An 18,497-nucleotide genomic window follows, 5' to 3' on the forward strand; every position below is an offset into this window, starting at 1 on the left:
CTGTAGATCGCTGTAACCGCTGTGAGCTGTGGCGGTGCCCGCCGACCCGACGGGCACCGGGGATGGAACGCGGGGAAGGACCCGCGCAGGAAGGGATGACGCATGGAGCAGCCGAGAGGGTGGAGTTGGCAGGACCGGGCGGAGGGATCGATCAGGCGCGGCACGGCGCTCGATCCGAGTGTGGAGCCGGTCGACGGCATCCGCGCGTTCCCCACCGCGTACCTGCCCACGCGCCTGCTGATCACGCAGGACCTCGAGAACGGGGAGGAGTACGACCGCGAGCTGCGCACGTTGCGCGATGCGGCCGACTCCTTCGGATGGACGCTCGAGATCGAGGCATCCGATCGTGAGAACGCCGGCGAGCTGCTGCCCGGCGTTCCCGGCTTCCTCCGCGCGCGCCTGACCACCCCCGAAGAGCCGACCGGCGGCGAATCCCCGGTCGCTCCGGATGCCTGGCGCGTGCTGCAGCGCGCCCGCCGCATGTCGCGCTCGACCATGCCGCGCACGAGCCTCGAGCACGTGCTGTCGATCGATCCGGTCGGCCTCAATCCGTTCAGCCGCACGAATCCCTTCAGCCGTACCAACCCGTTCAGCCGCACGAATCCCGTGCGCGGGGCCGGCGCGGGAGGCAGCGACGACTACCTCGAACCGGGTCGCGGCGCGCGGCAGCCGGTGAGCTGGCTGGGCCCTGCGCCCCGGCGCGGACCCGACCCGACGACGGGCCGGCGCCCCGTGGTGGCGGTGCTCGACACCGGCTGCGGGGTGCACGACTGGCTGCCCGACGACATCGTCACCCGGCACGTCGAGCTCGACGGGGTGCCGATCGGCCTGACCGACGACGCGGATCCCGAGCGCTACCCCGACCTGTACGGGCAGCTCGACGGTGAGATCGACGCGGTCGCCGGGCACGGCACGTTCATCGCGGGCATCGTGCGCCAGACCGCTCCGGATGCCGACATCCTCTCGGTGCGCGTCGCCGGGGCGCTCGGGGTGATCGACGAGAGCGACCTGCTGACGACGCTCGCGCAGGTGATCGAGCTGCTGCGGAGGTATCGCGAGGACCCGAAGACCGGGCATCCGATCGACGTGCTCAACCTGTCGCTCGGGTACTACCACGAGACCCCGGAGGACGGTCTCTACAGCCGCACCCTCTACGCGCTGCTCGCCAAGGCGCGGGAGCTCGGCTGCGTGGTGGTGTGCTCGGCCGGCAACGATGCGATCGACCGCCCATCGTTCCCCGCGTCGCTGTGGGCGTGGCCGGGGGCCGACAACGGCATCGCCCGCGACCGCTGGGCGCCGCTCGTCTCGGTCGGGGCGCTCAACCCCTCGGCCCGGTCGGTGGCGCTGTTCTCGAACGTCGGACCGTGGGTGCGGCTGTACGCCCCGGGGGCCGCGGTCGTCAGCACGTCGCCGGCGTTCGTGGGCGGTCAGCAGGCGATGACGCGGGCCGACATCGACGGGCTGCGGCGCGAGACGATCGATCCCGACGACTACCGTGGCGGCTTCGCGGTGTGGAGCGGCACGTCGTTCGCGGCACCGTACGTCGCGGGCCGGATCGCCGCGCTCCTGGGCGAGGTCTCGGTGGCGGATGTCGACGCGGATGCCGTCGACGCCGCCGTGACCTCGGTGGTCGCCGACCTCCCCTCGCCGGTCGACTAGGCCTCCCCCTGGGGCATCGGCTGGGGCCCTGAGACTGTCGACGGGTCCCAGCCAGCCGGCGACAGGACTTCCCCCCGGGTGCCGCGACCCGGCATTCTGGGGGGATGCCCCTGTCCGCGAGCGAACTGCACCGGCGCGGGGTCGAAGCGGCCAACGCCCGACGGTTCGCGGCGGCCCGTCGCGCCCTCGACGACGCCGCGGCCCGCACCGACGACGCCGACCTGCGGGCACGGATCGACGGCACCCGGGCGTACGTGCAGGCGCAGACGGGGCATCCGTCCGAGGCCGAGCAGCTGTGCCGCGAGGCGCTCGATCGCGCGGGGCTCAGCGACGCGACCGTCGCACTGCTGAGCGGGCAGCTCGGCACGCTGCTCATGCACGGCGGCACCCTCGCCGAGGCCGAGGTCATGCTCAGCCGCGCGATCGACGCGCTGGGAGCGACCGGCGACGAGAGCACCGAGCTCGCGAACTGCCTCATGAACCGTTCGATGGTGCGGATGCAGCGGCACGAGCTCGCGGCATCGACCGATGACCTGCACCGGGCCGTCGCGGTCTACGAGGCGAACGGCGACGAGGAACCCCTCGCCGAGGCCCGCCACAACCTCGGCTACGCGGCGCTGCTCGGTGGCGACCTCGTGACCGCGCTGTCGCTCATGACCGCCTCGCGTCCGGTGTTCGCTGCGACCAGCGACCTCGCGACGGCGATCAGCGACCTCGACCGCGCCGAGGTGCTGCGCGATGCCGGGCTGACGACCGAGGCCGAGACCCTGCTCGCCCGGGTGGCCGGGCAGTTCGGGGCGCAGCGGATGCCGCAGGCCCGGGGCGAGGCGGAGTTCCACCTGTCGCGTTCCCTGATGCGGCACGACCCGGTGGCGGCCGAGCGCATGGCACGCACCGCGGCTCGCCGTTTCGCCGCCCTCGGCAGTGCGGGCTGGGCGGCGCGCGCCGACGCCGTGCGCCTCGAGTCGCGGCTGCGCACCCGCCCCTCGGGCCGCAGTGCGCGCATCGACGATGACATCGAGCGCACGGCATCCGCTCTCGCGCACGGCGGCTTCCGCACCGAGGCGACCGCCCTGCGCCTCGACGCGCGCCGCGACGGCAGCGGACGGATGCCGCGCGTCGATGCGAGCGCCCCCACACCGCTGCGGCTGAGGGCGCACGAGGTGCGCGCAGCCCGGGCGGCGGCGGGCGGTCGCCACACGGCGGCCCTGCGCGCGGCGACCGAGGGACTCGACCTGCTCACCTCGTGGCAGCAGTCGTTCGGCGCGCTCGACCTGCAGGCGTCCGTCGCGATGCACGGCACGGATCTGATGTTCGCGGGGCTCCGGGCGGCGGCGAGGACGCGCGACCCCGCCGTGCTGTTCGAGTGGGCGGAGCGCGCCCGTCACCTCAGCCACCAGGTCGCGCCGGTGCGTCCGCCGGTCGACGACGCACAGGCATCCGATCTCGCCGAGCTGCGGATGCTGCGCGCCGACCTCGCCGGTGCCGACTGGACGACCGACGCCCGCGTGCGCGTGCTGCGCGACCGGGTGCGCGAGCGGCAGTGGGCGGCGACCGGCGCCGGGGAGACCCGCGGGCGCCTCGATCTCCCCGGCGCCCGCGCGCACCTCGACCCCGGCACGGCACTGCTCGCGTACCTCTACACGGGCGATGAGCTGCTGTGCGTGGCGACGACGGCATCCGGAGCAACGGTCGTCGACCTGTCGTGGCCGCGCGTGCGCGCCGCGATGGACGGGCTCCGTGCCGACCTCGACGTCGCCGCCCTCACCCGGGGCGGCCCCCTGTCCGCGCTGATCGAGCGCTCGCTGGCCGTGCGCCTGCAGACCCTCGACAACGAGCTCCTCACCCCCGTGCGCGCCGCGGTGAACCCGGCGGATGCGCAGCGCATCGTCATCACCCTGCCCGGCGTACTGGCCGGTGTGCCGTGGGCGATGCTGCCCGGCATGCACGGCGTGCCCTTCACGGTCGCGACCTCGGCGTCGCGCTGGGCCGAGGTGCGCACCCGCCGCGCGACGGGTCGTCGCCCGGAACGCATCGGCTTCGCCACCGGTCCGCGCGTGCCCCGCGCCGGGGAAGAGGTGCAACGCGCACGCGCGGCCTGGGCGACGACGGATGCCGCGACCCCCACGCTCCTCGGAGGCGAGGCGACGGTGTCGGCCGTGACCGAGCTGGCCGGGGCGTCCGATCTGCTGCACATCGCCGCGCACGGGCGGCACTCCGCCGACAACCCCCTGTTCTCGGGCTTCGAGCTCGCCGACGGCACGCTGTTCGGTTACGACGTCGACCTGATCCCGACGGCCCCCGAGACGGTCATCCTCTCGGCGTGCGAGCTGGGCCGTTCGGCGGTGCGCTGGGGCGAGGAGGCGCTCGGCATGACGCGGGTGTGGCTGCACGCCGGCACCCGCTGCGTGATCGCCGCCCCCGTCACCGTGCCCGACGACGTCGCGTGCGAGTTGCTCGCCACGGTGCACGGACACCTCGCCGACGGCATGGACCCCGCGCCCGCCCTCGCCGTCGCCGCGCAGGAGACCGGGCATCGGGCGCCGTTCCAGTGCCACGGCGCCGGGTTCTGAGGTTTTTCGAGTTTTTCTCGACGCGATGTATCACGAGGGGCGCGAGGCGCTCCTGTTCTTCGGAAGGTGTCGAACGCGGGAGGCTCCGAGCACCGGAGTCGGGAGGACGCGGTCGAGGGGGGTTCATCCGTGCACTGGGGAGTGCGGGAGGGCGACGACCGGCACCGACTGCTCAGAGATCACCGCGGCTCGGCTCCGTGATGACCTCGGAAGGGTCCGGCGGACGGGGAACGCCGGGCCCTTCGTCCGTCTGCGGTGAAAGACTGGGGTCATGAAGATCGTCGTCATCGGAGCATCCGGAAGCATCGGCCGCGTCGTCTCGGGCACGCTCGAATCCCGCGGGCACGAGGTGATCCGCGCGTCGCGCACCGGCGAGGTGCGCGTCGATCTGGCGGATGCCGCGTCGATCGCCGCCCTGTTCGTCGAGGTGAACGACATCGACGCCGTGGTCGTGGCGGCGGGCTCCGTGCCGTTCAAGCACCTCACCGAACTCGACCGCGACGACTACACGGCGGCGTTCCTCGGCAAGACGCTTCCGCAGATCGAGGTCGTGCGTCAGGCGATCACGCACCTGCGCGACGGCGGATCGGTCACGCTCACCAGCGGCGTGCTGTCGCGCGACCCGATCGCCACCGGCGCCGCGGCCGCGATGGCCAACGGTGCGCTCGAGTCGTTCGTGATCACGGCGGCCGCCGAGGCGCCCCGCGGCATCCGCATCAACGCGGTCTCGCCCGACGTGCTCGAGAACTCCCCCGGCTATCACCGGCTGTTCGCCGGTCATCGCCCGGTCGGCGACGACGAGATCGGTCGCGCCTACACCCTCGCGGTGGAGGGCCTCGAGACGGGTCGGACCATCACGGTCTGACCGACGGGTTGGGCGACGGCCTGGCGGGCGGTCGGGTCGGCTGGCTCGGTCAGCGTGACTCGGCTGCCGCGGTGTGGTGACGGATGACCTCGGCCACCACGAAGTTGAACCACTTCTCGGCGAACTCGGGGTCGAGGTGCGCCTCCTCGGCGAGCGCGCGCAGGCGGGCGACCTGCTGCTCCTCGCGGCCGGGGTCGGAGGCGGGCATGTCGTACTCGGCCTTGAGGTGACCGACCTGCTGAGTCGCCCGGAAGCGCTCGGCGAGCATGAAGATCAGCGCGGCGTCGATGTTGTCGATGCTGGCACGCAGGCGCAGCAGTTCGGCCTTCGGATCCTGTGGCGCGGTCATGCCTCCACTCTAGAGCGCGAGCGAACGCCGGTGATCGGATGCCGGGCACCGCTATCGTGAGCACATGAGCAACGAGAAGCCGCCGGCATCCGCGCCCTCCGACGACGCCGCGGCGGCGGACGAGCACTCGCCGACCGCGGCACCGGTTGCGGCGCCGGCGAACGCGTCGAGCGCGCCGGCTGCGTCGCACTCGCAGCGGGCCGTCGTGATCGAGCCGATGACGCCGAGCCGCTCGTTCTGGACCCGCATCGACCGCCCCTTCGTCTTCGGCTTCCTGGTGACTCTCGGCGGCCTCGGTGCGCTCGTGCTCGGGCTCGCGGTCACGAGCCTGTCGACCGTGCTCATCTACATCGCCCTCGCCCTCTTCGCCGCCCTCGGGCTCGACCCGTCGGTGCGCTTCCTCGAGCGCCGCGGGCTCTCCCGGGCGATCTCGGTCGTGATCGTGATCCTGTCGCTGATCGTCGTCGTGGCGCTGATCCTCTGGATGGTGCTGCCGATCGTGATCGAGCAGATCGCGAGCTTCGTGCGATCGGTCCCCGGGATGATCGCCGACTTCCAGCGCAGCGATCTCTACGCCACGCTCGACGACCAGTTCGGCGACCAGTTCCAGGGCCTCGTGGCCGACGTGCAGAAGTTCCTCACCGACCCCGGCAACATTGCCAGCATCGGCGGCGGCGCACTGCAGGTCGGAGCATCCATCGCCTCGGGGATCTCGGGTGTGATCGTGGTGCTCGTGCTCACCCTGTACTTCGTGGCGACTCTGCCGGGAATGAAGCAGAGCATGCTGCGCCTGATCCCCGCCCGTGACCGCGACCGCGCCGGCGACATCACCGACCAGATCACCGATTCGGTGGGTGGGTACGTGATGGGCATGGTCGTGCTCGCGTTCTTCAATGCGATCCTCGCGCTGCTGCTCTACACGTTCCTGGGGCTGCCGTTCCCGCCGCTCATGGCGACGGTCGCGTTCTGCATCACGCTGATCCCCCTCGTCGGATCGGTGATGTTCTGGATCATCGGCACGGGCCTCGCGCTCTTCACCGACCCGCTCGGTGCGCTGATCTTCGCGGCGATCTACCTCGTCTACATGCAGATCGAGGCGTACGTCATCACTCCGCGCGTCATGAACAAGGCGATCGCGATCCCCGGCTCGCTCGTGGTGATCGGCGCCCTCGCCGGTGGCACGCTGCTCGGTCTGCTCGGGGCTCTCGTGGCGGTGCCGGTGGCGGCATCCATCCTCATCATCATCAAGCAGGTCTGGGTCCCGAGGCAGGACGCCCGGGTGTAGCGGAAGCGGATCCTCCGTCGGAGCCCGCCTCTCGCACGCCCCTCGCGCATCCCCTCTCGGAGCCGCGCCGAAACCCACCACGAGCCACGTCGGTGACGATGGGTCTCGACGGGGGTGATGGTTTCGACGGGTCCCCGGATGCCGGGGATGGATGCCGGGACGGATGCCGGGCACACGCAGAAGTGCCCGGACCCATCGGGCCCGGGCACTTCTCGTGATGCGGTCAGGAGGTCAGATCAGACCCTGGTCCTCGAGCCACTTCTTGGCGATGTCCTTCGACGACTGCTGGTCGACCGTGCTGAGCACGTTCAGCGACACGAGCTCCTCGGCGGTGAGCTTGGCGCTGACCTCGTTGAGCACGTCGGAGACCTCGTCGGCGATGTCGCTCGACACGATCGGCACGACGTTCGACGAGATGATCAGGTTCTCGGGGTCTTCGAGGGCCACGATGTCTTCGGTCTCGAAGGCCGGGTCGGCGGTGTAGATGTCGGCGACCTGGATCTCGCCGGCGAGCAGCGACTCGAGCGTGCTCGGGCCGGTGGCCGAGAACTGCAGGTCCACGCCGTAGACATCCTTGGCCGCAGACGGGCTGTACGGGCGCTGCTCGAACTCGGGAGCCGCACCGATGGTGACGGGCGACGGAGCCTTCGACAGGTCGGCGATCGAGGTGATGCCGTACTCGTCGGCGAAGCTCTTGAGCACCGTGTAGGTGTCCTGGTCGGATGCCTCGGCGAAGTCGAGAGCCGTCAGGCTGTCGGGCAGGGCGTCCTGCAGGGCGGCGTAGACATCGTCGGGGCTGGTGACGTCGACCCCGTCCTTCGACAGGTACTCGAGCAGGCTGCCCGTGTACTCGGGGAAGACGTTGATCGCGCCGGACTCGACCTCGGGCATGTACGCGTCGCGCTGACCGATGTTGAGCTGCGTCTCGACGTCGAAACCGGCGTTCGAGAGGGCCTGGGCGTAGATCTCGGCGATGATCTCGTTCGAGTAGTACGCCTGCGAGCCGACGACGATCGTGTCGCCGCTGCCGGAACCGGCGCTGTCGGACGGCTCGTCGAGCGGGTTGCTTCCGCCGCAGGCCGACAGGGTGAGCGCGGCCGCGGCGACAAGGCCGACGGCGAGGACGGAGCGCTTGCCTCGTGCTGTGAACATGGATTTCCTCTTCTCTGGAAACTGCTGGGACTTCGAGTGCTGTGGATTCAGGTGGATGACGCCGGGCGGTGCTCAGGCGGTGGCGGGTGCGGGTTCGGAACTGGTGGCGGATGCCGTGGCCGAGCCGGTGCGGGAAGCCGCGGTCCGGCTCGATCGCTTACCGTCGGCGCGCGGCCCACCGCCGCGGAGCCCGGCGGGAACGGCGGCGCGCTGCGCGGTGGCGAGGAGCAGATCGACGATCAGGGCGAGCACCGCGACGATGATCGCGCCCGCGAGCACCTGGTCGAACCGGCGCAGCGGGATGCCCTGGATGATCGGCCAGCCGAGACCGCCGAGGTTCACATAGGCGGCGATCGTGACGGTCGCGATGACCTGCAGGAGCGCCGAGCGGATGCCGCCGACCAGCAGCGGCAGGCCGAGGGGCACCTCGACCTTCCAGAACACCTGCCAGCCGGTCATGCCCATCGCCTTGGCGGCGTCGAGTGTGCGCCGATCGATCGCTTCGAGGCCGGTGTAGGCACCGGCGAGCAGCGAGGGGATCGCGAGGAGCACGAAGGTGATGATCGCGGCCTCGGGGATGCGGAGCACTCCGAGCAGGAGCACGAGCAGCACCATGAGTCCGAACGAGGGGATGGCGCGCGCGGCGCCCGAGACGGCGACCGCCACCTCGCGTCCGCGGCCCGTGTGCCCGATCAGCCACCCGATCGGGATCGCGATCGCCGCGGCGATCAGTACCGAGATCGCGGTGAGAGCGAGGTGCTCGCCGAGCAGCTTGGGCAGCGCGTAGGTGCCGGCCCACTGGGCGGGGGCGAAGATCCAGGCGAAGGCTTCGACGAAGAGGTTCATGCGGGAGCCCCCACGGCGATCGCGCGGCTCGCGGTGGCCTTCGAGGCCGCCCGGGTCCACGGCATGAGCGCGCGGCCGATCAGCAGCAGGATCAGGTCGATCACGAGGGCGATGACGACGACCGCGATCACCCCGGCGAAGACCTCGGCGATGATGCGCCGTTCGAGGCCGTTCGTGAAGAGGTAGCCGAGGTTCGTGACGCCGATCAGGATGCCGACGGTGGCGAGCGAGATCGTGCTGACCGCGGTCACCCGGAGTCCGGCGAGGATCACGGGGCCGGCGAGCGGGAACTCGACCGCCCAGAAACGGCGGAAGGGCGCGAACCCGGTGGCCGTCGCCGCCTGGCGCACATCGTCGTCGACCGAGTCGAGGCCGTCGGACACGGCGCGCACGAGGATCGCGATCGCATAGATCGTCAGGGCGATCACGAGGTTCGTCTCGCTGATCGCCGAGTAGCCGAGCGTGGCGGGCAGCAGGATCAGCAGCGCGAGCGAGGGGATCGTGTACAGCAGACCCGTCAGAACGATGATCGGGCCGCGTACGAGTCGGTACCGCCAGGCCACCCAGCCGAGGGGCAGCGAGAGGACGAACCCGAGCACGATCGGCACGATGCTCTGCCGCAGGTGCACCGCGGTGAGCTCGAGGATCAGCCCGAAGTTGTTGACGACCCAGTTCACGGCTGACCGCCCCGCACGGCGCCGAGGGCAGCGGCATCCGGCCCCGCCAGCGGACCGTCGACGTGCTCGGTCTCAGCGACGAGCGCCCCCTGGGTGCGCCCCTCGGAGTCGACGACCACGGTGCCCTGCGGCGTCTGCTTGAGGTGCAGCGCGCGGCGCCCGCGGTCCGCGCCGATGAACGAGGCGACGAAGTCGTCGGCCGGGTTCTCGATGATCTCGCTCGGCGAGCCCACCTGCACCACTCGCGCGCCCTTGTCGAGGATGACGACCTGGTCGCCGAGCAGGAACGCCTCGTCGATGTCGTGCGTGACGAACACGACCGTCTTGTCGAGCTCGTGCTGCAGCCGCAGGGTCTCCTGCTGCAGATCGGCGCGCACGATCGGGTCGACGGCGCCGAACGGTTCGTCCATGAGCAGGATGTTCGGGTCGGCGGCGAGACCGCGGGCCACACCCACGCGCTGCTGCTGACCGCCCGAGAGCTGGCTGGGGTAGCGCTCGGCGAGCTTCTGGTCGAGACCGACCGTGTCGAGCAGCTCACGGGAGCGCGCGTACGCCTCGGACTTCTTCACGCCGTTCAGACGCAGCACGGTCGAGACGTTGTCGATGACCGTGAAGTGGGGCATCAGTCCCGAGTTCTGCATGACGTAGCCGATGCGACGGCGCAGCTGCACCGGGTCGCCGCCGAGCACGCTCTCGCCGTCGATCTCGACGTCGCCCGAGGTCGGCTCGACCATGCGGTTGATCATGCGCAGCAGCGTCGTCTTGCCGCAGCCCGACGAGCCCACGAACACCGTCGTCTTGCGCGACGGCAGCACCAGGCTGAAGTCGTTCACGGCCACGGTGCCGTCGGGGAACTGCTTGGTGACGTTGCGGAATTCGATCATGGGTGGTCTCCCGTCGGGGGATCGATGCAGGGCGCGACGATGGCGGGCATGTGTGCGGCGGGTTCTACGACGACGAGCGGATGCCGTCGCCGGTCAGGTCGAGACCTCGACGCTCGGGTCGAACGCGACGTAGCCCGAGAAGTCGCCGCCGACGCGCTCGAAAGCGGTCGGGTACGGCGTCGGGTACGACCACGCGAGGTCTTTGTGCAGCTCTCCGTCGACCTCGACGGAGAAGTACTGCGCCGCACCCTTCCAGGGGCACGTGTACGGCGTCGGGCTCTCGACGAGCGCGCCCGGCGTGATCGACGCCGGCGGGAAGTACCAGTTGCCCTCGATGCGGAAGAGGTCGGCTTCGTCGGCCTCGGCGATCACGGTTCCTGCGAGTACAGCCTTCATGGTTCTGCCTCCTGGGATGTGGGTTAGAGCGTATAAGAGGTCGCCGACATTGCGGCGGGGGTTGTGCGCACGGCCGTCAATGTGAGAAATAAAGCGCACAGCGAAGCATCCGCCGTCACTCCCTGTTCGGAGCGTCGGCCGATTCGGATCGGATGCCGCAGCGCCTCCGTCGACGCCCCGGCCCGGCGGCTCACGCCGAGGCCCGCCCGTAGCCCTCGAGCAGGCGCAGCCAGACCTCGCTCACCGTCGGATACGAGGGCACGGCGTGCCACAGGCGCTTGATCGGCACCTCGCCGACGACCGCGATCGTCGCGGCCTGCACCAGTTCGGCGACCTCCGGGCCGACGAACGTCGCACCGAGCACGACGTCGCGCGCGGTGTCGACGACGAGCCGGGCCTGCCCCTCGAACCCGTCCTCGTAGAGGCTCGCCCCGGCCACCCAGCCCAGGTCGTAGTCGACGACCTTCACCTCGTGGCCCGCATCGCGTGCGGCCTTCTCGGTGAGCCCGACCGACCCCACCTCGGGGATCGAGAAGGTCACCTGCGGAACCGCGGCGTGGTCTGCGGTGGCGGCGTGGCGACCCCACTCGTCGGCATCCACCGGCTCATCCTTCGCCCGGGCGGCGATCACATCGCCCGCCGCGCGCGCCTGGTACTTGCCCTGGTGCGTGAGCAGCACCCGGCCGTTGACGTCGCCGACCGCGTACAGCCAGTCCGAACCGGGCACCCGCAGGGTGTCGTCGACCTCGATCCACGTGCCGGGCTCGAGGCCCGCCGTCTCGAGGCCGATGTCGCCGCTGCGCGGCGAACGCCCCGTCGCCACGAGCACCTCGCTCGCGGTGACCTCGCTGTCGTCGTCGAGGGTGATCGTGACGCCGGCGTCATCGCGCCACACGGCCGACGTGCCCGTGTTCAGCCGCACGTCGACGCCGAGCTCGCGCAGCCCCGCCGCGACGCGCTCGCCCGCGAACGGCTCCATGCCGCCCAGCAGGTCGCTGCGTGCGATGAGGGTGACCGTCGATCCGAGCGCGGCGTAGGCCGTCGCCATCTCGACCGCGACCACACCGCCGCCGATCACGGCCAGCGAGTCCGGAAGCTCCTCGGCGCTCGTGGCCTCGCGGCTCGTCCACGGAGAAGCCTCGCGCAAACCGGGGATCGGCGGCACGACGGCATCCGAACCCGTGCTGATCGCGACCGCGTGGCGGGCATGCAGCACGCGCGTGCCGCCGTCGGCATCGGTCACCGTGACCTCGCGCTCGCCCGTCAGGCGCCCGTGCCCGCGGGCCAGATCGATGTGCGCCGACTCGAGCCACTTCACCTGGCCGTCGTCCGACCAGTTGCTCGTGAAGGAGTCGCGGCGCGCGAAGACCGCACGCACGTCGAGAGCACCGGTCACCGCCTCTTTCGCGCCGGCGACGTGCTGGGCCGCGCGCAGCGCCTGGGCCGAGCGCAACAGCGCCTTCGACGGCATGCACGCCCAGTACGAGCACTCCCCGCCGACCAGCTCGCTCTCGACGATGATCGCCGTGAGACCTCCCTGCACCGCGCGGTCCGCGACGTTCTCGCCGACCGGTCCTCCGCCCAGCACGATCAGGTCGTACTCGTTCGTCTTGTCTGCAGTCATCGCTTCGCACCTCTCCGCGCAACAGTCTCGCTGAACAGCAACGTCGTGTCACGGGGTGGTTGTTCCCCGACGCGCCGGGTACGGTATGCGCCGCGCGGGGTTCACAACTCCTGAGAAACCGGGCCGCGCCGGCGCTGGGGGTACGAAACCCGCCAGATCGGGACCGATTCTCCGGAGTTGTGCACCGCTTCTCCGGCCGAGGGCGTACCCAACTCAGGAAGAACCGGCCAGAACCGCCCGAAACAAGCCGAATCCGGCGAGATCCGAGCCTTCTTCCTGAGTTGGGTACACACGCCGAGCCGGACCGAAGCCCCGGCGCCCGGGTCAGCGCACCGGCAGGATGTGCGTCGGCGTCGCGGCGGGAGCCTGGTGGCGGATGCCGAGGGGCGCGCCCGTGCGCTCGTCGAGGTCGATCAGGCTGATCGAGTCGGACCGCTGCCCGGCGACCACGAGCTTGCCCTCGAACACCAGGTGATGGCGCGGCCAGTCGACGCCGGAGTCGGCGAGCGCGATGGATTCGAGGCGCTCACCTCCGCCGAGCACGCGCAGCGCCGCGATCGTGTTGCTGCCGCGCAGGGCCGTGTACAGGAAGGCGCCGTCGCGGGTGCGGGCGAGCTCGGCGGGGAAGTCGACGCCGACCTCGGCGATGGGACTCGACAGGGTCGACGACACGACGGCCCACGACCCGCTCGGGGTCTCGGCGAGGGTGAACACCTCGCACGAGTACTCCGTGACGATGTGCAGATGCCCGCTCGGGTGCACCACCATGTGACGCGGACCGACGCCGAGCGGCAGGATCACCTCGTGGTCGAGGCGCAGCCCGGTGCCCGACAGCCGCCAGAAGCGCACGAGGTCGAAGCCGAGGTCGGTCGTGACGATACGCCCGTCCGGCAGGAACACCGCCGAGTGGGCGTGCGAAGCGCGAGCGGGCAGACCGTAGGGATCGGATGCCGCCGCACCCACGCCCGGCTCCTCGCGCACCGCGTCGGGGTCTTCGTCCTCGCCGAACAGTGCCGCGCGCAGCGCCGCCGCAGCATCCGCCTTCGCCGGCACGATGCGCCCGTCGGTCGCGAGGCCGAATCGCACGACCCGACCGTCGCCGTAGCAGCTGGCGATCAGCGTCGCCCCGTCGCGCGAGACGGCCAAGTGGCACACGGCGTCACCCGCCTGCACCGGGCCGCCGAGCGGGGCGAGCGATCCCTCGCCCGAGCGCACGAAGGCCTGCACCGCGCCCTCGTGCTCGAGCGCCGCATAGACGACGTCGAGCGCCGGATGCTGCGCCAACCACGACGGCGAGGATGCCGTCGCCGCGAGGTCGCGGTAGCCGAGCGTCATGGCTTCGCGGCCATCGTCTCCGGCAAGGAATCCGATCCCCTCGGCGGAGCCGTCCATCTCGGGGCCGTAGCCCCCGAGCCAGAAACGGGTCACGGGGTCAGTCGACGAGGTCGTGGCGCACGACCACCTGGTCGCGCTCCGGGCCCACGCCGATGACCGAGATGCGCGTGTTGCTCATCTTCTCGAGCGCGAGCACGTAGTCCTGCGCGTTCTTGGGCAGGTCGTCGAAGGTGCGGGCGACCGAGATGTCTTCGCTCCAGCCGGGGAAGTACTCGAGGATCGGCGTCGCGTGGTGGAAGTCGGTCTGGTTGACCGGCACCTCGTCGAAGCGCTCGCCGTCGACGTCGTAGGCGACGCACACGGGGATCTGCTCGAGTCCGGTGAGGATGTCGAGCTTGGTGAGTACGAGGTCGGTGATGCCGTTGACGCGCGTGGCGTAGCGGGTGATCGGGGCGTCGTACCAGCCGACGCGGCGCGGACGGCCGGTGGTGGTGCCGAACTCGAAGCCGCGCGAGCGCAGCCATTCGCCCTGCTCGTCGAAGAGCTCGGTCGGGAACGGACCCGATCCGACGCGGGTCGTGTACGCCTTGACGATGCCGACGATGCGGTCGAGCGCACCGGGACCGACGCCCGAACCGGTGGCCGCGCCACCCGCGGTCGCCGACGACGACGTCACGAACGGGTAGGTGCCGTGGTCGACGTCGAGCATGGTGGCCTGGCCGCCCTCGAACACGACGACCTCGCCGCGGTCGAGCGCCTCGGCGAGCAGATAGCCGGTGTCGGCGACCAGCGGGCGCAGCCGCTCGGCATACGAGAGCAGGTCTTCGACGATCTCGTCGACCGTGATGGCGCGGCGGTTGAAGATCTTCACCAACAGGTGGTTCTTCTGGTCGAGCGCACCCTCGACCTTCTGGCGCAGGATGTTCTCGTCGAACAGATCTTGCACGCGGATGCCGACGCGGTTGATCTTGTCGGCGTAGGCCGGTCCGATGCCGCGTCCGGTGGTACCGATCATGCGCTTGCCGAGGAAGCGCTCGGTGACCTTGTCGAGCGTGCGGTGGTACTGGGTGATGATGTGCGCGTTGGCGCTCACCTTCAGGCGCGACACGTCGATGCCGCGGGCGCCGAGCGCCTCGAGCTCGTGGAAGAGCACCTCGAGGTCGACGACGACGCCGTTGCCGATGACCGGCGTCACGCCGGGGGAGAGGATGCCGGAGGGCAGCAGGTGCAGGGCGTACTTCTCGTTGCCCACCACGACGGTGTGCCCGGCGTTGTTGCCGCCGTTGAACTTCACGACCCAGTCGGTGCGGTCACCGAGCAGATCGGTGGCCTTGCCCTTTCCTTCGTCGCCCCACTGCACGCCGACGATAACGATTCCTGGCATGGGTGTCCCCCTTGCTTTCGCCGGGTTTGCACCGGCTGATGAGCTGGCCCTTGTCGGGCTCCCCCATCCTATCGAAGGGGCCGACATCGCCTTCGGCGAGGTCCTGGCGGGATATGGACGGATGCTGTCGCTCCCGCGCATCGCGGATGTCGGAGGCCCCTGTCACCATCGGAGGATGTCGAAGACCGCTCCCCTCACCGGCGACCTGCCGGGCACGAAGCCCCGGCAGGGACCGCTCGTGCTGATCGCCGCCCTCGTGACGGTCGTGCTCTGGGCGTCGGCGTTCATCGGCATCCGCGGGGCGGGTCCGCACTTCGACCCGGGTGCGCTCGCGCTGCTGCGCATGGCGGTCGGCAGTCTCGTTCTCGCGATCATCGCGGTGCGCCACGGCATCCGTCTGCCCGCTCGCCGGCACTTGTGGCTGGTCGCGGTGTGGGGCGTCGGGTGGTTCTGCGTCTACAACCTGGCGCTCAACGCCGCCGAGCGCACGCTCGACGCGGGCACGGCGGCGATGGTGGTGAACCTCGCACCGCTGATGGTCGTGGTGTTCAGCGGACTCTTCCTGCGCGAGGGGTTCCCGAAGCCGCTGATCATCGGGGCGCCGATCGCGTTCCTCGGCGTCGTGCTGATCGGCATGAACTCGCAGGCGGCCGAGGGTGAGGGCCCCGATCTCACAGGGCTGCTGCTGGCCCTGCTCGCCGCGGTCATGTACGCGGGGTGCACGCTGCTGCAGAAGCATCTGCTGAGCGCCGGGTCCGATGCGACCACGCTCACCTGGCTCGGCGCGATGGCCGGCACCGTCGCGCTGCTGCCGTGGACGGGCAGCCTGATCGGTGCGATGCAGAGCGCTCCCCTCGGCTCGACCCTCTGGGTCGTCTACCTCGGCATCTTCCCCACGGCGATCGCCTTCACGACCTGGGCCTACGTGCTGCAGCGCAGCACCGCGGGGCAGACCTCCGCCACGACCTACGTCGTGCCCGCGGTCGCGATCCTGATGTCGTGGGCGATCCTCGGCGAAGTGCCGACCCCGCTGATGTTCCTCGGCGGCGCGCTCTGCCTGCTGGGTGTGCTCGTGACGCGGTTGCGGTGGGGGCGGCGGGGCTGACTCAGGCGTATCGATATACCGATCGCCATAGCGAATCCGGCCGAATCCGGCCGAATCCGCCCGAATTCGGCGCCCCACTTAGCGATATTCCGACAAGCCCGCGTCCAGAGTGGGAAACCGCCCGGAGATGCCGGAGTTCGTCCATTTCACGGCTACGGTGTCCGACGGTTCGACCGCCAGAGTGTCGAGCACGGAACGTCGGAGGAACGATGAAAACTGTGTGGCCCTTCGTGCGGATCGTCGCCGCCCTACTCGCGCTCGCGGCACTCGCGCGGCAGCTCACACGCGAGATCGCGACCGCCCAGGCGGCGACGACCGAATGGGGACGCGACATCCCCACCGCGGTCTCGAACTTCTTCAGTTTCTTCACCACGCTCTCCGGTCTCATCGCGGCCATCGTCCTGCTGATCGCCGCGGGGTGGATGCTGCGCACCCGCCGCAGCGACGACACGGAACCCCGCTGGCTCGCCGTGCTGCTCGCCTACGCGAGCACCTACATGATCACGACCGGCATCGTCTACAACCTGCTGCTCCGCGACATCCCCTCGCACAGCGCGACCGAGGCGTGGACGAGCGAGACGCTGCACGTCGTGCTCCCGATCGTGATGCTGCTCGACGTTCTCTTCGCACCGCGCCGCCGCGCACTCGGTTGGGGCACCGCGCTCCTCGCCGTGGTCTTCCCGATCGCGTGGGGCGGCTACACACTGGTTCGCGGGCCGTTCATCACCGACCCGTTCACCGCCACGCCCTACTGGTACCCGTACCCGTTCCTCGACCCGAACACCTCGAGCTGGGCCTCGGTGGGCCTGTACGTCGCCGCCATCGCGGCCGCGATCGTCGTCATCTCGCTCATCGTCGTCGGGATCGGGCGCCTCCGCGGCGCGCGAAAGCGTCACTAGGTCGCGCCGTTCGCCTCACCGCGACCTGTTCCGCCTCACCGCGACCCGATCGACCCCCGCGACAGACTCAGCGCCGCCAACCGGTCGGCGGCGAGCGTGCGCTTGAGCTCGAGCGATTCGCCGATCTCCGCCGCCAGACGCGGGCGCGTGCGGATCAGCTCGTCGACCGTCGCGAGCGGCAGCACCACGACCGTGAGGATCTCGCCGGCGACGGTGACCGCCTGCGTGCGTTCGCGGGTGAGGGCTGTCTGACCGATGATGTCGCCCTTCTCGGCCGCCGCGAACTCCACCCGCCCGCCGTCGACCTCGAGCGACAGGATCGCCCGGCCCGACACCACGACCCGCACCTCGTCGGGCACGACGCCGCTCGGCAGCACGATCTCGCCGACCCCGTAGCGCTCGAGCGACGAGGCCGTGAGCAGTGCCTCGAGGTCGTCGTCGCGCAGGTGCAGTGTCGACGCGATCGACCGCAGGGCCTCGGCGAGACGCCCGGGCTCGGCGATCGGATCGGTGGCGTCGCCGTCGAGCGCGAAGCCGTGGCGGCGCGCGGCGTACCAGAGCCAGGAGAGGTACGTCGACAGGGCGCGCGAAGCATCCGACGGCCCCGCCACCGGGATCGCGACGCCGTATGCCCCGGCGCCGGAGTAGCTGACGGATGCCCGTTCCCGCGCGACCTTCATCGGCAGGGCGTCGGCGACCTCGACGAGCAGCGCCATCACCTCGTGCGGCGGATCGTCGGTCGAGAACTTCACCGAGGTCGACGCGGAGTAGGGCCCGTCGGGCTCGCTGAGGTTGGTGAACGACGCACCGGAGAGGCTGGAGTTCGGCACGATCTGGATGCCGGAGCCGGTGTCGATGTGCACCGCGCGCCAGTTCACCTCGACGACCCGCCCGCGAACACCCGCCGCATCGAGGAAGTCCCCGATCTTGAACGGCTGCTCGAACAGCAGGAGCAAGCCCGAGATCACACCTCCCACCGCGTTCTGCAGCGCGAGGCCGATCACGATCGACCCGACCCCCAGGGCCGTGAAGAGACCGCCCACGTCGGCATCCCATACCCACGAGAACAGCAGGGCGAGGCCCAGCGCGACGAGCACCAGCCGGGCGATCTCGACGAAGATCGTCGGGATGCGCTTGCGCCACGAGTCCTCGGCGGCGTGCGCGAACAACGCCACGTTGAACGACGACAGCAGCAACAGGATCACCAGGAACCCGAACACGGTGGCGACCACACGGGTCCACACCTGCTCGGCGGGCGACTGGATCGCGAACGCCAACAGGGCGAACAGCGCACCGACCGGGATCACGCCGTTGCGCAGCAGTCGCAGCGGCCCGGCGAGTGCATTGTTGCGACGACGGAGCCCGTTGATCAGCTCGGTGAGGACGACCAGCAGCACCGGCACGCCCACGGCGAGCGCGATGACCCACCATCCCCAGCCGTCGCGGAACGCGTCCTCGAACATG

General features: G+C 70.6%; 16 protein-coding genes. 6 read left to right on the plus strand and 10 right to left on the minus strand.

Annotation, left to right across the window (positions count from 1 at the left end):
* The first annotated feature begins 102 nt into the window (after positions 1-102).
* From KZC52_RS10050 to KZC52_RS10060, 3 genes are all read left to right on the plus strand, one after another.
* Complete coding sequence (locus KZC52_RS10050; protein WP_247623909.1) at positions 103-1,659, plus strand: S8 family peptidase; 1,557 nt, start codon at positions 103-105, stop codon at positions 1,657-1,659.
* Positions 1,660-1,763: 104 nt separating this feature from the next.
* On the plus strand, positions 1,764-4,232 hold the full coding sequence (locus KZC52_RS10055) for a CHAT domain-containing protein (protein ID WP_247623910.1): 2,469 nt from the start codon (positions 1,764-1,766) through the stop codon (positions 4,230-4,232).
* 271 nt (positions 4,233-4,503) lie between these two features.
* Positions 4,504-5,097: a short chain dehydrogenase gene (locus KZC52_RS10060; RefSeq protein ID WP_247623911.1), complete on the plus strand. Its 594-nt coding sequence runs from the start codon at positions 4,504-4,506 to the stop codon at positions 5,095-5,097.
* Between the two features lie 49 nt (positions 5,098-5,146).
* Here KZC52_RS10060 and KZC52_RS10065 read toward each other — a convergent pair whose 3' ends face one another.
* The gene (locus tag KZC52_RS10065) at positions 5,147-5,446 is read right to left on the minus strand and encodes a chorismate mutase (protein ID WP_247623912.1); all 300 of its coding nucleotides are present in this window, start codon (positions 5,444-5,446) and stop codon (positions 5,147-5,149) included.
* Between the two features lie 64 nt (positions 5,447-5,510).
* Here KZC52_RS10065 and KZC52_RS10070 point away from each other — a divergent pair, with 64 nt between their 5' ends.
* Positions 5,511-6,731, plus strand: a complete 1,221-nt coding sequence (locus KZC52_RS10070) for an AI-2E family transporter (protein WP_247623913.1) — start codon at positions 5,511-5,513, stop codon at positions 6,729-6,731.
* A gap of 231 nt (positions 6,732-6,962) precedes the next feature.
* On the opposite strand, the gene KZC52_RS10075 is transcribed toward KZC52_RS10070, so the two are convergent.
* From KZC52_RS10075 to KZC52_RS10110, 8 genes are all read right to left on the minus strand, one after another.
* A complete protein-coding gene (locus tag KZC52_RS10075) occupies positions 6,963-7,883 on the minus strand; it encodes an ABC transporter substrate-binding protein (RefSeq protein ID WP_247623914.1) in 921 nt (306 codons plus the stop codon).
* Between the two features lie 72 nt (positions 7,884-7,955).
* Positions 7,956-8,729: an ABC transporter permease gene (locus KZC52_RS10080; RefSeq protein ID WP_247623915.1), complete on the minus strand. Its 774-nt coding sequence runs from the start codon at positions 8,727-8,729 to the stop codon at positions 7,956-7,958.
* Positions 8,726-9,406 carry an ABC transporter permease gene (locus KZC52_RS10085; protein WP_247623916.1) on the minus strand — a complete coding sequence of 227 codons (681 nt, stop codon included), beginning with the start codon at positions 9,404-9,406 and terminating at the stop codon, positions 8,726-8,728. Before KZC52_RS10085 ends, KZC52_RS10080 begins: the two co-directional genes overlap by 4 nt.
* The gene (locus tag KZC52_RS10090) at positions 9,403-10,290 is read right to left on the minus strand and encodes an ABC transporter ATP-binding protein (protein WP_247623917.1); all 888 of its coding nucleotides are present in this window, start codon (positions 10,288-10,290) and stop codon (positions 9,403-9,405) included. The genes KZC52_RS10085 and KZC52_RS10090 overlap by 4 nt, the downstream gene beginning before the upstream one ends.
* Positions 10,291-10,383: 93 nt before the next feature.
* The gene (locus KZC52_RS10095) at positions 10,384-10,686 is read right to left on the minus strand and encodes a DUF427 domain-containing protein (RefSeq protein ID WP_247623918.1); all 303 of its coding nucleotides are present in this window, start codon (positions 10,684-10,686) and stop codon (positions 10,384-10,386) included.
* A gap of 190 nt (positions 10,687-10,876) precedes the next feature.
* Positions 10,877-12,310 carry a dihydrolipoyl dehydrogenase family protein gene (locus tag KZC52_RS10100; protein WP_247623919.1) on the minus strand — a complete coding sequence of 478 codons (1,434 nt, stop codon included), beginning with the start codon at positions 12,308-12,310 and terminating at the stop codon, positions 10,877-10,879.
* 324 nt (positions 12,311-12,634) lie between these two features.
* Entirely contained in the window at positions 12,635-13,738 is a 1,104-nt protein-coding gene (locus KZC52_RS10105; RefSeq protein WP_247623920.1) for a lactonase family protein, read from the minus strand.
* Between the two features lie 4 nt (positions 13,739-13,742).
* On the minus strand, positions 13,743-15,029 hold the full coding sequence (locus tag KZC52_RS10110; RefSeq protein ID WP_247623921.1) for an adenylosuccinate synthase: 1,287 nt from the start codon (positions 15,027-15,029) through the stop codon (positions 13,743-13,745).
* A 175-nt stretch (positions 15,030-15,204) separates the two neighbouring features.
* Here KZC52_RS10110 and KZC52_RS10115 point away from each other — a divergent pair, with 175 nt between their 5' ends.
* Positions 15,205-16,134 (plus strand): DMT family transporter, encoded by a 930-nt coding sequence (locus KZC52_RS10115; protein WP_247623922.1) that lies wholly within the window; start codon positions 15,205-15,207, stop codon positions 16,132-16,134.
* A gap of 209 nt (positions 16,135-16,343) precedes the next feature.
* The gene (locus KZC52_RS10120; protein ID WP_247623923.1) at positions 16,344-17,033 is read left to right on the plus strand and encodes a Pr6Pr family membrane protein; all 690 of its coding nucleotides are present in this window, start codon (positions 16,344-16,346) and stop codon (positions 17,031-17,033) included.
* Between the two features lie 35 nt (positions 17,034-17,068).
* Here the strand turns inward: KZC52_RS10120 and KZC52_RS10125 are convergent, their stop codons facing one another.
* Entirely contained in the window at positions 17,069-18,496 is a 1,428-nt protein-coding gene (locus KZC52_RS10125; RefSeq protein WP_247623924.1) for a mechanosensitive ion channel domain-containing protein, read from the minus strand.
* Position 18,497 lies beyond the last annotated feature (1 nt).

Source organism: Microbacterium galbinum, assembly GCF_023091225.1.
GTDB classification, from domain to species: Bacteria; Actinomycetota; Actinomycetes; order Actinomycetales; family Microbacteriaceae; genus Microbacterium; species Microbacterium galbinum.

What these genes read in the sequence shown, in the direction of transcription:
- KZC52_RS10050 (WP_247623909.1), top strand. Translation starts at nt 103, where the DNA reads ATGGAGCAGCCGAGAGGGTGGAGTTGGCAGGACCGGGCGGAGGGATCG.
- KZC52_RS10055 (WP_247623910.1), top strand. Translation starts at nt 1,764, where the DNA reads ATGCCCCTGTCCGCGAGCGAACTGCACCGGCGCGGGGTCGAAGCGGCC.
- KZC52_RS10060 (WP_247623911.1), top strand. Translation starts at nt 4,504, where the DNA reads ATGAAGATCGTCGTCATCGGAGCATCCGGAAGCATCGGCCGCGTCGTC.
- KZC52_RS10065 (WP_247623912.1), bottom strand. Translation starts at nt 5,446, where the DNA reads ATGACCGCGCCACAGGATCCGAAGGCCGAACTGCTGCGCCTGCGTGCC.
- KZC52_RS10070 (WP_247623913.1), top strand. Translation starts at nt 5,511, where the DNA reads ATGAGCAACGAGAAGCCGCCGGCATCCGCGCCCTCCGACGACGCCGCG.
- KZC52_RS10075 (WP_247623914.1), bottom strand. Translation starts at nt 7,883, where the DNA reads ATGTTCACAGCACGAGGCAAGCGCTCCGTCCTCGCCGTCGGCCTTGTC.
- KZC52_RS10080 (WP_247623915.1), bottom strand. Translation starts at nt 8,729, where the DNA reads ATGAACCTCTTCGTCGAAGCCTTCGCCTGGATCTTCGCCCCCGCCCAG.
- KZC52_RS10090 (WP_247623917.1), bottom strand. Translation starts at nt 10,290, where the DNA reads ATGATCGAATTCCGCAACGTCACCAAGCAGTTCCCCGACGGCACCGTG.
- KZC52_RS10095 (WP_247623918.1), bottom strand. Translation starts at nt 10,686, where the DNA reads ATGAAGGCTGTACTCGCAGGAACCGTGATCGCCGAGGCCGACGAAGCC.
- KZC52_RS10100 (WP_247623919.1), bottom strand. Translation starts at nt 12,310, where the DNA reads ATGACTGCAGACAAGACGAACGAGTACGACCTGATCGTGCTGGGCGGA.
- KZC52_RS10110 (WP_247623921.1), bottom strand. Translation starts at nt 15,029, where the DNA reads ATGCCAGGAATCGTTATCGTCGGCGTGCAGTGGGGCGACGAAGGAAAG.
- KZC52_RS10115 (WP_247623922.1), top strand. Translation starts at nt 15,205, where the DNA reads ATGTCGAAGACCGCTCCCCTCACCGGCGACCTGCCGGGCACGAAGCCC.
- KZC52_RS10120 (WP_247623923.1), top strand. Translation starts at nt 16,344, where the DNA reads ATGAAAACTGTGTGGCCCTTCGTGCGGATCGTCGCCGCCCTACTCGCG.
- KZC52_RS10125 (WP_247623924.1), bottom strand. Translation starts at nt 18,496, where the DNA reads ATGTTCGAGGACGCGTTCCGCGACGGCTGGGGATGGTGGGTCATCGCG.